Origin of the sequence: Streptococcus oralis subsp. tigurinus (assembly GCF_002093575.1) — a bacterium.
In the GTDB taxonomy this organism is placed as follows: domain Bacteria; phylum Bacillota; class Bacilli; order Lactobacillales; family Streptococcaceae; genus Streptococcus; species Streptococcus oralis_CH.
Genome location: NZ_LNVH01000001.1, coordinates 482,147 through 495,225, shown reverse-complemented (window position 1 = coordinate 495,225; position 13,079 = coordinate 482,147). Strand labels below are relative to the sequence as shown.

10 protein-coding genes are annotated in these 13,079 nt (G+C 39.4%); 9 read left to right on the top strand and 1 reads right to left on the bottom strand.

Annotation, left to right across the window (positions count from 1 at the left end; all coding sequences use genetic code 11):
* The first annotated feature begins 47 nt into the window (after positions 1-47).
* From aroA to ATE37_RS02430, 9 genes are all read left to right on the top strand, one after another.
* Positions 48-1,331: a 3-phosphoshikimate 1-carboxyvinyltransferase gene (gene aroA / locus ATE37_RS02470; RefSeq protein ID WP_084867563.1), complete on the top strand. Its 1,284-nt coding sequence runs from the start codon at positions 48-50 to the stop codon at positions 1,329-1,331.
* Positions 1,324-1,800 carry a shikimate kinase gene (locus tag ATE37_RS02465; protein ID WP_084867561.1) on the top strand — a complete coding sequence of 159 codons (477 nt, stop codon included), beginning with the start codon at positions 1,324-1,326 and terminating at the stop codon, positions 1,798-1,800. The genes aroA and ATE37_RS02465 overlap by 8 nt, the downstream gene beginning before the upstream one ends.
* Positions 1,797-2,645, top strand: coding sequence for a prephenate dehydratase (gene pheA / locus ATE37_RS02460; protein WP_084867559.1), 849 nt, complete (start codon positions 1,797-1,799; stop codon positions 2,643-2,645). Before ATE37_RS02465 ends, pheA begins: the two co-directional genes overlap by 4 nt.
* A complete protein-coding gene (locus ATE37_RS02455) occupies positions 2,642-3,937 on the top strand; it encodes an LCP family protein (RefSeq protein WP_084867558.1) in 1,296 nt (431 codons plus the stop codon). Before pheA ends, ATE37_RS02455 begins: the two co-directional genes overlap by 4 nt.
* 145 nt (positions 3,938-4,082) lie before the next feature.
* Positions 4,083-4,919 carry a LicD family protein gene (locus ATE37_RS02450; RefSeq protein ID WP_084867556.1) on the top strand — a complete coding sequence of 279 codons (837 nt, stop codon included), beginning with the start codon at positions 4,083-4,085 and terminating at the stop codon, positions 4,917-4,919.
* Entirely contained in the window at positions 4,916-5,884 is a 969-nt protein-coding gene (locus tag ATE37_RS02445; RefSeq protein WP_084867554.1) for a glycosyltransferase family 2 protein, read from the top strand. The genes ATE37_RS02450 and ATE37_RS02445 overlap by 4 nt, the downstream gene beginning before the upstream one ends.
* A 21-nt stretch (positions 5,885-5,905) precedes the next feature.
* Entirely contained in the window at positions 5,906-8,065 is a 2,160-nt protein-coding gene (locus ATE37_RS02440; protein WP_084867553.1) for a LicD family protein, read from the top strand.
* A gap of 57 nt (positions 8,066-8,122) precedes the next feature.
* Positions 8,123-8,935: a LicD family protein gene (locus ATE37_RS02435; RefSeq protein WP_084867551.1), complete on the top strand. Its 813-nt coding sequence runs from the start codon at positions 8,123-8,125 to the stop codon at positions 8,933-8,935.
* A 44-nt stretch (positions 8,936-8,979) separates the two neighbouring features.
* Complete coding sequence (locus tag ATE37_RS02430; protein WP_084867549.1) at positions 8,980-11,511, top strand: MBL fold metallo-hydrolase; 2,532 nt, start codon at positions 8,980-8,982, stop codon at positions 11,509-11,511.
* A gap of 45 nt (positions 11,512-11,556) precedes the next feature.
* On the opposite strand, the gene ATE37_RS02425 is transcribed toward ATE37_RS02430, so the two are convergent.
* Entirely contained in the window at positions 11,557-13,035 is a 1,479-nt protein-coding gene (locus ATE37_RS02425; protein ID WP_084867547.1) for an oligosaccharide flippase family protein, read from the bottom strand.
* Positions 13,036-13,079 lie beyond the last annotated feature (44 nt).

Here is a 13,079-nt window from a genome sequence, read left to right as displayed (position 1 = left end):
TTTTTTGTGATAAAATAAGAAAAAGTATTGCAAGTATGAGGTCAACTATGAAACTAAAAACAAACATTCGCCACTTACATGGCAGTATCCGGGTTCCAGGTGACAAGTCTATCAGCCACCGTTCGATTATTTTTGGAAGTTTGGCTGAGGGCGAAACCAAGGTATATGATATTCTGCGTGGAGAGGATGTACTTTCAACCATGCAGGTTTTTCGTGACCTTGGTGTTGAAATTGAGGATAAAGATGGGGTTATCACCATTCAAGGTGTTGGCATGGATGCCTTAAAAGCGCCACAAAATGCCTTGGATATGGGGAATTCTGGCACCTCGATTCGCCTGATTTCAGGTGTACTTGCTGGTGCAGACTTCGAAGTAGAGATGTTTGGAGATGATAGTCTTTCTAAACGCCCTATGAATCGCGTGACGATTCCATTGAAAAAAATGGGCGTTAGCATTTCGGGGCAAACGGAGCGAGACCTACCCCCTCTTCGCCTAAAAGGGACGAAAAACCTAACACCTATTCACTATGAGTTGCCAATCGCCTCTGCGCAAGTCAAGTCTGCCTTGATATTTGCAGCCTTGCAGGCCCAGGGGGAGTCCGTTATTATCGAGAAAGAATGTACTCGCAACCACACCGAAGATATGCTTCAGCAATTTGGTGGCCATTTAAGTGTGGATGGTAAGAAAATCACAGTTCAAGGACCACAAAGACTGACCGGACAAAAGGTAGTTGTTCCAGGAGATATTTCCAGTGCAGCCTTTTGGTTGGTCGCAGGTTTGATTGTTCCAAACTCTCGTGTAGTGTTGCAGAATGTTGGTATTAACGAAACGCGTACCGGTATTATTGATGTCATTCGCGCCATGGGTGGAAAATTGGAAATAACTGAAATCGATCCAGTTGCTAAATCAGCAACACTGACTGTCGAGTCTTCAGACCTCAAAGGAACGGAGATAGGTGGAGCCTTGATTCCACGTTTGATTGATGAATTGCCGATTATTGCCCTTCTAGCGACACAAGCGCAAGGTGTAACAGTCATTAAGGATGCTGAGGAACTCAAGGTCAAGGAAACAGACCGCATTCAGGTGGTGGCAGATGCCTTAAATAGTATGGGAGCGGATATCACTCCTACAGCAGACGGGATGATTATCAAAGGGAAATCAAGACTTCATGGCGCTAGAGTCAATACGTTTGGTGACCATCGAATTGGAATGATGACAGCCATCGCAGCCCTCTTGGTTGCGGATGGAGAAGTGGAACTTGACCGTGCTGAAGCCATCAATACCAGCTATCCTAGCTTCTTTGATGATTTGGAGAGCTTGATTCATGGCTAAGGTATTACTCGGATTTATGGGGGCTGGCAAATCGACTATTGCAAGAGGATTGGACCCAGACTACATCGATATGGATGCCTTAATCGAGGAACGTTTGGGCATGTCCATTGCGGATTTCTTCGCTGAAAAAGGAGAAGTGGCCTTTCGTCAAGTAGAGTCAGAAGTCCTAGCTGACTTACTAAAAACGGACCGAGTTGTGTCAACTGGCGGAGGAGTTGTCATTTCTCAGAGAAATCGTGACTTGCTCAAAACCAATCCTGATAACATCTACCTAAAAGCAGATTTTGAAACCCTCTACCAACGTATCGCAGCTGATAAGGACAATCAGCGCCCACTGTTTCTAAATAATAGTAAGGAAGAACTGGCAGCTATTTTCCAAGAAAGACAAGCTTGGTATGAGGAAATAGCCAGTCAAGTTCTGGATGTGACCAAGTTAAGCCCAGAGGAAATTATAGAGGAACTGAGATGAAAATTGCCTATCTAGGTCCCAAGGGATCTTTTTCGCATCATGTTGTGCAGACAGCCTTTCCCAAAGAGAAATTGCAGGCTTTTGCCAATATCACAGATGTTATCAAGGCCTATGAACAGGGCTTGGTGGACTATTCTGTGGTGCCAGTTGAAAATTCTATCGAGGGTAGTGTTCATGAAAGTTTGGATTATCTTTTTCACCAGGCTCGCATTCAAGCAGTTGCAGAAATCGTTCAACCCATTCATCAGCAGCTGATGGCAGTTCCAGGTCAGTCAAAAATTGAGAAGATCTTTTCTCATCCTCAGGCTCTGGCTCAAGGGAAGAAGTTCATTGATGCACACTATCCAGAGGCCCAAATCGAGGTGACGGCTAGTACAGCCTATGCAGCTCGCTTCATCTCGGAACATCCAGACCAGCCTTATGCAGCTATTGCTCCTAGAAGTTCAGCTGAAGAATATGGCTTGGAATTAATTGCTGAGGATATTCAGGAAATGGAAGCCAATTTCACACGTTTTTGGGTGTTAGGGGCAGAGATACCGATGATTCCTTTGAACTCACAAGCTGAAAAAATGAGTTTGGCCTTGACCTTACCAGACAACCTACCTGGTGCTCTTTACAAGGCACTTTCGACCTTTGCTTGGAGAGGGATTGACTTAACAAAGATTGAAAGTCGCCCCCTTAAAACAGCCTTGGGAGAATACTTTTTCATTATCGATGTAGACTATAGTGACAAAGAACTAGTTCATTTTGCAAGACAAGAACTAGAAGCTATTGGAATCCAGCACAAGATCCTGGGAACCTACCCGATTTTTACCATAACTGATATAGAAAAGGAGAGTCAATGAGCAAAGAAAATCCTTTAAGTCATCACGAGCAGTTACGTTATGACTATCTCTTCAAAAATATTCATTACCTCAACGACCGTGAACGGAGGGAATTTGATTATCTGCAACAGAAAATGGCAGGTCCCAAGTCTGAAGTTCACCATTTCTATCAAGAAGAAAAAGAAGAAACTTGGGGTAGAGATATTGATCTTCCAACTTATGGCAGTAGAAGTCGATCCAAGAGACGTGAAAAGGTAACTCCTCTGCCTAAAGTCAAAAAGAAAAAAAGAAGAATTCGCTTCAAACGAATCCTGACTTGGTTCCTGCTGTTGATTACATGTGTAGCTGCAGGGATGATTTTCATGTTTCTTAGAGGGTTCCAGTCAGCAGCCAATCCAACAAATAAGCCAGCTGATGCCAAGGCAGCTCAAGTAGAGGTCTTTAACGGTCAGGATACCAAAGACGGTGTGAATATCCTAGTCATGGGGACAGATGGCCGTATCGGTCAAAATAGTGCAGAAACCCGTACTGACACGATCATGGTACTGAATGTCAGTGGATCGGATAAGAAGATCAAACTAGTCAGCTTTATGCGTGACAACTTAGTTTATATCGACGGGTACAGTAAGATTGTAAATGGCCAGAAACAGACGGATAACAAACTAAATGTTGCTTATGAACTTGGGGAACAAGAAGGGCAAAAAGGGGCTGAAATGGTCCGCAAGGTTCTAAAAGACAACTTTGATTTGGATATTAAGTACTATGCCCTAGTTGACTTCCAGGCCTTTGCAACAGCTATTGATACCCTCTTCCCTGACGGAATAACGATTGATGCCCAATTCTCAACATTGAATGGTCAACCTTTGACAGAAGCCACAGTTGGAGACGACCTTCATGCAACAGAGACAGAGTCCCCAACTCAAACCATCAAAGTTGGAAAACAGCAAATGAATGGATCCACCTTGCTGAACTATGCTCGCTTCCGTGATGATGATGAGGGAGACTATGGCCGTACCAAACGTCAGCAACAAGTCATGTCAGCAGTTCTTGAGCAAATCAAAGATCCAACCAAGCTCTTTACGGGATCAGAGGCACTTGGAAAAGTCTTTGGCATGACTTCAACAAATCTACCGTATAGCTTTTTGTTGACCAATGGATTATCTGTCCTAGAAGGTGCTCAAAATGGAATTGAAAGACTCACCGTCCCAGAACTTGGTGACTGGGTAGATGCTTATGATGTCTATGGAGGGCAAGGACTTCTTGTCGATCAAAATAAATACCGGACTAAACTCGCTCAAATGGGGATGAGATAAGAGGCGATAAATGAAAATCAAAGTTTGATTCACTAGTGAAATGGTGGTCTGAGCTTTGGTTTTTCTTACTATCTGATAGATTTTTAAGACTTTTTTATGGTATAATAAAATGATATAACTCGTTATTGGATAGAAGAGGAGAGATATGAGTGATTTGAAAGCGATTCAGGCTCGTAGCCTGGAAATGGCTGAATATTTCGTCGCATTTTGTAAAGAACATGATTTGTTGTGCTATCTCTGTGGTGGAGGAGCCATTGGCGCCCTTCGTAATAAGGGCTTCATTCCTTGGGATGATGACTTAGATTTTTTCATGCCCCGCAAGGACTATGAAAAATTAGCAGAACTGTGGCCCCGTTATGCAGATGAGCGTTATTTCTTGTCAAAGAGCAAGAAGGATTTTGTAGACCGTAACCTTTTTATTACCATTCGTGACAAGGAAACCACTTGTATCAAGCCTTATCAGAAGGATTTGGATTTGCCACACGGTTTGGCTTTGGATGTTTTACCTTTAGATTATTATCCTAAAAATCCGGCTGAGCGTAAGAAACAGGTTCGTTGGGCTTTGATTTATTCTCTCTTTTGCGCCCAAACTATCCCAGAAAAGCATGGTGCAGTCATGAAATGGGGAAGTCGCATCTTACTCGGTCTGACTCCAAAATCTCTACGTTATCGCATTTGGAAAAAAGCTGAAAAAGAAATGACCAAGTATGGTCTGGCTGAGAGCGATGGAATTACGGAATTATGCTCAGGTCCCGGCTACATGCGAAACAAATACCCAATCGCATCCTTTGAAGACAATCTCTTTTTGCCATTCGAAGGAACAGAGATGCCCATTCCAGTTGGCTACGATGCCTATCTCAGCACTGCTTTTGGGGACTATATGACACCGCCACCAGCGGACAAGCAAGTACCGCATCATGATGCTATTATAGCAGACATGGACAAGAGCTACACAGAGTACAAGGGAGAATATGGAGCATGATGGGAGAAAAAATAAGCGTTATCGTTCCAGTCTACAATGTAGAAGCCTATCTGGAGCGATGTGTGGAGTCGATTCTTCAACAGACTTATGCCCATTTTGAGTTAATCTTAATCAACGATGGTTCTACTGATTCCAGCGGACAGATCTGTGATCACTTAGCATCTCAGTATGAGAATATCAAGGTTTATCATATCGAAAATGCTGGAGTTTCAAATGCAAGAAATATGGGAATTCAGCTAGCGACGGGTTCTTGGGTTACCTTTATTGATAGCGATGATTTCGTTACCCAGGATTACCTAGCTACTTTAGCAAGTGCAGTTGAAGGGGTGAATGTAGGCTTTGTTATTGCTCCTCTGCACCATATCAAAAACGGCATTGTAACAGACCTACCTCCACATTCTGGAAAAACAGAACTCTGGTCAACAGAAGAAACCATGAAGGAACTACTGATGACTACCAGAACGTCATTTTTTCCAGTTGCAAAACTGTTTAAGAGAAACCTGCTTGCGGATGAAAAGTTTAATACAAATTATCATCTAGCTGAAGATGCCCTATTTTTAACTGAATTGCTACTAAAGACAAGATGCAGTTGCGTCTTTATTGACAAACCTGTTTATTATTATGATCATCGTGAAGGAAGTGCAACAACATCTGTTAATCAGTATGTGTTTGATACGATAGAAGTTTATCAGCAAATAATCGCTCAAGTTTCACAAGCCTTTCCTAATTTGAAATACGAATTAATAAATAGAGAATGTTGGTCGTACATCACAGTTTACGATAAAATTATCTTTACTTCACGTGAAGAGTATCAAAAGGAGAAAGTCGAGCTGAGGAATTGGATTGTTCAGCATCGACACGAAATATGGAAGGATGCTTATTTCACTACTTTTCGCAAGGTAGCGATCCTTTCACTTGTCATTTCTCCATGGCTATATAAGAAAATTGTTGGATTAAAAAACTAATATCATGAGAAGGAGTTGAAAATGAATTTTTCAAAAATGGATGAATACTTTGAAAAATCAAAACTATGGATTGCATATCTATTTGTTTTCATTTCGATTTTAAGTATGAGTTCACTGGTTTATAAGATAGCAAATCCCCTCTATAAGGGATTGTCAGCGATTGTAGTGATTTATATTTGCTATACCTTATTGTTTAAGTGGAAAGAAATCACAGTAGATCGTAAATTTCTATCCTTATTTGGACTCTTAGCTGGAAGCCATCTGCTATCAGCTATTTTCAATCGCTCTGGACATTTGATTGGAAATGTGATTGAAATTCTCTTCATGGTAACCTATGTTTTATTATTTACCATGTTACAATCAGGGCAACTTAAAAAATTATTTGACTGGATTGCCTATACGGTTCAAATTGTATCTTTTTCTTCAGCAATTTTTGCGTTTGGTTTATTGGTAAGTAGAGTCCTTATCCTATTTAAGATTGGCGAACAATCTTATTACTATGGTGTCATGAATGGACGTCTGTGGGGAATTGTCAATCCAAATGCTAGTGCGATATTTTCATACATTAGCATTATTTTGGCTATGTATTTGATCCATAAAGGAAGTAAATATTCTGTTTATCTTAAACTGAATAATGTGATTCAATTAGTTTACTTTGCTACGATGCAAAGTCGAGGAGCCTTACTTTCTTTACTTCTCATGATTGGACTCTATAGTTTCTTTGCTACTAGAGGAAGTATCGTTAAACGATTCCTCACTTTTATAGTTGTTGGTTTGCTGATTACTGCAACTAATATTGGATTAAGCTATGTAACTTCAATCTATATCTCATCTGAAACTGCGACTGTCTTAGATTTAAACAATGGACAATCCTATGCTGAGACAGAATCATCTGTTACTAAGAAAAACGGTGAGCTCCATCTGATCGAAACAACACCAAGTGGTAGAACCTATATCTGGAAAAATGCCATCAAGATGGGAAGTACGAAACCAATTTTTGGTTATGGTGTACGAAATGTTCCAGATTACTACACAGAATATTTCAGTAAATTTGAGATTCAAAACTCCCTTATCGGTGGGAATTTCCATAACATTTTTGTGACCATATTTGTCAGTTCGGGAGTTCTAGGCTTAGCATTCTTCCTTCTTATACTGGTTTATGTCATCAAGCGCTTTTTAACTTATTTGATTGTTTCCAAGAAAAATACTGATAAATTGGTCATGATCCTTTTCTTCGGTATCTTGTTTGGTCAATTATTTGAAAGTCAGATTATGTATTCAACCAACTTTATTAATATCATCTTCTGGTTAGCGATTGGCTATGGACTCGTAGTCTGCAAACGAGATGAAGGAGTTCGGTACCAAGAAGTAACAGACATCAATGAAATTCAAGAGATGGAACTTGGAATCATGGAGTATATTCATGAAGTTTGTCAGAAAATTGGGGTTAAGTATTTCTTAGCATATGGAAGTCTAATTGGTGCTGTTCGCCATCAAGGATTTATCCCTTGGGATGATGACATGGATATCTGCATGTTACGAGAAGATTATGAAAAGTTACAAGACTACCTTATCGCTAACCCTGATGAACGTTACGAGGTCATGTCTTATAAAAATAATCTCAACTATGTCTATCCCTTCATGAAAGTGCAGGATAACCATACCTACTTGTTGGAAGAAGATGTTCGCATCGATTCAAATATGGGGATATATGTAGATATTTTCCCTGTAGATGGCTACGAGGATGACGTAGAATTTAAAAACAAGATGACGAAACTGATAAAGAAACGTCAATTGAGTTGCTACACCTTTAAAGGCATTACTAATACGAAAAGTGTACTGAATTCACTGCTACGCTATGTGTCAGTTATTATTTTCTATTTTACCAATACGAACAAATACGTTGCCCAGATTGAAGAGCTTGCAAAATCCCATAAAGTCTCAGATTATGAGCAAGTGGATTATCTTATCTACAAAGATATGAACAAACCAGTGTGGAGACGTGAATGGCTGGAACAAGCTACTACTGGAACATTTGAAGGTAAGGAATTTACCATTCCAAAAAATTATCATGAAATTTTGACCTCAGACTACGGAGACTATATGCAATTGCCACCGGTTGAACAAAGAGTATCTCATCATGATTTTAAATTGTGGAAGATTATTAAAAGGTCTAAATGACGAGATTGAAATTAAGAAACGTTTAAAAATATAGTCAAATTTAGGAGAATAAAACCTATGTCTGAAAGAACTTTAACTCTTGAAGAAATCAAACAAGTAGAATTGGATATTTTAAAGTATCTACATGAGCTTTGTGAACAACATCAAATCAAATACTTTATTGATTTTGGAACCTTACTAGGAGCTGTACGCCATAAAGGATTCATCCCTTGGGATGATGATACAGATATTTCCTTAGCGCGTGATGAATTTGAAAAACTGTATAAGATTTTAGAAAATGAAAATCATCCCTACTATAAATTGATTTCATTCAGAGAAACAAAGGGATATCCATACAGTTATATGAGAGTCTATGATGTAAGGACACGTCGAGATGCTAACCTCGTAGACCCAACGGTCGTATTGGGAACTTGCGTTGACATTTTTCCATATGATGGTGTCGTAACACAGGAAAGTGACCGTAAGAAAATGAGGCTCTACAAATATTTGATTCGTCTTTCTTCTTTGAATTTTAAAGGGATCAAGTCTGAGAATGGGGGACTTAAAAACCTCCCTCGTTATATGGGATCAGCTATTTTCCGCTTAACTTCCCCACAGCTATGGAATCAAAAATTAGAGAGCCTTGCTTTGAAGTATAGTGTAGATCAAGCAACAGATCTTACTTGTACTATCTATGACCCTTATTATCCAAATGGTATAAAAAAAGAATGGCTCTATGATTTGATTGATATGCCTTATGAAGACATTGTGGTCAAGGTTCCAAGAAAATACCATGAAATACTTGTCTACGAATTTGGAGAAAACTATATGACTCCACCCCCTATTGAGCAGCAAGTCCCAGGAGGGGATAAAAATTATTGGATTGATTAGATTAGTAAAAGTTGCTTGTCGTTTAAGATAAAGGAGTTTTCAAGGTGAAAAATAAATGGTTATTAAAATCAGTTAGATATGGTGTTCTCGCATTCTTTCTATTACTGATTCAGTTATCGCAAGGAGTAGATGCAGATACCATCTCTGCAGGTTCGGGCAATCGTATCCATTTCATAAATACTAAAGCAAAATCTGGGAGTGATGCCATCCTTCTGGAAAGCAATGGTCACTATGCTTTGATTGATATGGGAGAAGACTATGATTTCCCTGATGGGAGTGATCCACGCTATCCAAGCCGCTGGGGAATTTCCATGAGAAATAATCAAGTATTGGAAGATCGCTTGATTCGCCACCTGGATCAAATAGGTGTAAAAAAATTAGATTTTATTCTAGGAACTCATGTCCATAGTGACCATATTGGTGGAGCGGATGAAATACTCAATCGATATCAAGTCGGTAAGTTTTATTTGAAAAAATATTCAGATGATCGGATCACCTCACACTGGGGACTTTGGGATAATCTTTTTAATTATGATAATGCTTTGAGAGCGGCTCAAAAACGAGGGGTTACTCTTATTCAGAATATTACAGATGAGGATAGTCACTTTAAATTAGGTGATATGGATATCCAACTCTATAACTATAAGAATGAATATGATGCTGATGGGAATCTGAAAAGAGTTCGAGATGATAACTCCAACTCCATCGTTTCAGTAGTGACTGTGGCAGGAAAGAGAATCTATCTTGGTGGAGATTTGGATAATGCCGAAGGAGCAGAAGATAAGTTAGGTCCAGTTATCGGCAAGGTTGATATGATGAAATGGAACCACCATTATGATGCGACAATTTCAAATACGATTAATTTCCTTGAAAACTTGTCACCAAAGATGGTTATTCAGACAACTGGTGGAGATATTAATGTTGCTTCAACCAGAGAATACCTTCAGAAGAAAAATATTCAGGTTCTGCATGCCGCTAGCCAAACTCAAGACGCTACCGTTTTTGATATTAGCGATAAAGGATTTGCAAATGTTTCAAATACCTTCCCTGATATCCCTGTAGTTGACGAAAAATGGTATCAAGAAGATGGCTATTGGAAATATCGTTTGACTGACGGAGAAATGGCTATCGGCTGGAAAGAGATTGGCGGAGCCACTTACTTCTTTAATGGAAAAGGACAAATGCAAGCAGGCCGCTGGCTTCACCTTAACGACGACTGGGGAGAAAATGCCAAAGGGAATGATTACTATCTGAACCAAAATGGTAAAATGCAAACTGGTGGTTGGTTCAAACTAGATGACTCTTGGTATTATATCCAATCAAATGGTGCTAGACGATTTAGCGTGCTCTCTGAAATTGGAGGGAAAAAGTATCTCTTTGCGGCAGATGGGAAGATGCTAACAGGACATCAAGTCTATAATGGCAAGAAGATGTTCTTTACCGAAAGTGGTGCACTCCAAACAGCAGGTAAACCTTCAACTTGGCAAAAGATTGATTCAGATTGGTATTTCTATGATGAGGATGGGCTAAAGACCGTCGGTAAAAAGAATATCAGTGGAAGCACATACTACTTTAATCAAGAAGGTGTCATGCAAACTGGCTGGGCCTTTGTTGATGGTCACTGGAACTATTTTGCAAGTTCTGGAGCTATGAAAACCGGCTGGGTCAAGGATCAGGAAACATGGTATTATTTGGATAAAGATGGCATCATGTTAACTGGAAGCCAAGATATCAATGGTGTCCGTTACTATTTGAACGCTAGTGGTGCCATGCAGACCGGCTGGAAGTGGCAAGACAATAGCTGGTACTTCTATACGAACTCAGGTGCTATGAAAACTGGTTGGTTGAAAGATAATGAATCATGGTATTATTTGAACCCCGAAACAGGTATCATGGTCGTAGGCTCTAAAGAAATTGACGGTAAAACCTATTTCTTCAAATCCTCAGGTATCATGCAAGTTGGATGGCAGTGGTCAAATGATTCTTGGCATTATTACGCTATGTCTGGCGCACTCCAAACTGGTTGGTTAAAAGATGGTGATGCCTGGTATTATCTTGAAGGTAAGGAAGGCGTTATGTTAGTCGGCCTCCATCAAGTAGATGGTAAACAATATTACTTTAGCGGATCTGGTGCCATGCAAACTGGCTGGAAATGGTTTGATAATCATTATCGTTACTTTGAATCAAACGGAGCCATGAAAACTGGCTGGATAAAAGACAAAGGCGTCTGGTATTATCTAAATTCTGAAGATGGTATCATGTTGGTTGGCCTTCATAAAGTAAATGGTGATCAATATTACTTTGATTCAACAGGAGCTATGCAAACGGGTTGGAAACAGCTTGATGGTAATTGGTACTATTTCCAAGCTGATGGTTCTTTGTTGAAGAATGCAACAACACCTGATGGTTACAAAGTAAACGAAGAAGGTATCTGGAAACAGGCTGTTGCTACTGCTGTGTATAGCGATGCAGTCAAGCCAGAAAAGAAACAAGAAGTTAATTCCTCTACTGTCGAACAACCTAAACAAGATTTAAATCTAGAAGCCAACGCTTCTGAAAAGAAAGAAAACGAATAAAGAGGAATCCCCTACTGGCAACTAATTTATCAGTAGGGGATTTTTTTAATTTCGTTTTATTTTAGCAAGTACTAAGTTCAGAGCATAGTGGAGTGTTTTATCTTTAGCGATAAAGAGGGTCAAGAGGTAATAGATGCCACAAGTTGCTATGGTAGACAGAACCATGAGAATCATATCGAAGTTTACTGTGTAGGAATTGATTTGGAAAATCATCTTGAAAATATAAAAGATTGGGATAAAACCAAGGGATATGAGGCTATAACGTGTTAAGGTTATAAAAATTTCTTTTAAATTAATCAGTTGATGTTTTTTGATAAAATGAATTTCAAGTAAAACAACGATAGCTTCTGCGATAATGGTCGTAGCGATGTAATACTCAGGTGCAAAAATATTATTGAAATACAAGATGCTATTTAATAGTATATTGGCACCACCACCAAGGAAGTAGAAGGCAGTTAAGCGATTTTCATGGTCGTTGATAAAGATAATCTGTTTACCAAGAATCAATTCAATAGCCCAGATGATGGTACGAAAAGCGAAGACGCTAGTTACGATACCCGCTTCAAGATATTTTTCAGAAGAATAAATAACAGTTGCGTACCGTCCCAATATCATAATCCCGATACTAGTTGGAACCATAAGAAAATAGAATAAGGATGCCGCTTGATTCACGAGATAATTATAGGACTTGTAATCCTTTTTACCGAGATAGTAGCCAAGGCGCGGAATACTGACGTTGATAGCTCCACTCAAAACACTAGCAATCAACATGACGATACTATAGGCAATTGTATAATAAGAAATGTAGTTTTCATCTGGTCCCTTGGTGATAAACATTCTATCTAGCAAGGTATAAAGCATATTAGCGTTTGCTAAGAGAAGCATAGTGAAGAGTGGTTTAGAAGCTTTAGCTAATTCGACGAAACCGATCTTAACAAAAGAAACTTCTCTCTTAATCCAAAGAAAACTGAGCAGGTAGTTGAGGACAGTGGTCGCTGTCATAACGATAGCATAAGGAACAATATCATCTGCCGTTTTAACAAAGGCGAAGATAGCAACCAGCATGGTAATTCGAATAATTAACGTTTTGTAGAGGATGAAGGCATAGTTTTCATAAGCCTCGTTCATCCATTCGATATTGAGGAATTGGAAGAGAGCCTGGGCCCCTAGAATGTAGTAGAGGACTTTCAGGTTCTCAATGCTGGTGTCAAAGAAGATGAAGAGGAAGTAGATACCAGTCGTCAGGAGAGAAGTGAAAACTGAGATATAAAACAACTTAGAAAAGACGTAGTTGATTTTATTCTTGTCATCCTTGACCTTACTGATAGCTCGAATCCCGTAGTTGTATATTCCAAAGGCAGCTAGTGGAATAACGAAACTTGCCCAGGTATTGGCTGTATTGAAATAACCGTAATTGGATTTGCTAAGAATCCGCGTTAGATAAGGATTGGTTATCAGTGGAAAAACGATATTGAGAATATTGACCAGCAAGCTGGCCAAGGCATTTACTTTTATATTTTTCATTGAACTTTCTTTCTTAAATCTAAAATCATATCTAGTATTATATC

Coding starts and splice junctions, on each gene's coding strand:
- aroA (WP_084867563.1), top strand. CDS start 48: ATGAAACTAAAAACAAACATTCGCCACTTACATGGCAGTATCCGGGTT.
- ATE37_RS02465 (WP_084867561.1), top strand. CDS start 1,324: ATGGCTAAGGTATTACTCGGATTTATGGGGGCTGGCAAATCGACTATT.
- pheA (WP_084867559.1), top strand. CDS start 1,797: ATGAAAATTGCCTATCTAGGTCCCAAGGGATCTTTTTCGCATCATGTT.
- ATE37_RS02455 (WP_084867558.1), top strand. CDS start 2,642: ATGAGCAAAGAAAATCCTTTAAGTCATCACGAGCAGTTACGTTATGAC.
- ATE37_RS02450 (WP_084867556.1), top strand. CDS start 4,083: ATGAGTGATTTGAAAGCGATTCAGGCTCGTAGCCTGGAAATGGCTGAA.
- ATE37_RS02445 (WP_084867554.1), top strand. CDS start 4,916: ATGATGGGAGAAAAAATAAGCGTTATCGTTCCAGTCTACAATGTAGAA.
- ATE37_RS02440 (WP_084867553.1), top strand. CDS start 5,906: ATGAATTTTTCAAAAATGGATGAATACTTTGAAAAATCAAAACTATGG.
- ATE37_RS02435 (WP_084867551.1), top strand. CDS start 8,123: ATGTCTGAAAGAACTTTAACTCTTGAAGAAATCAAACAAGTAGAATTG.
- ATE37_RS02425 (WP_084867547.1), bottom strand. CDS start 13,035: ATGAAAAATATAAAAGTAAATGCCTTGGCCAGCTTGCTGGTCAATATT.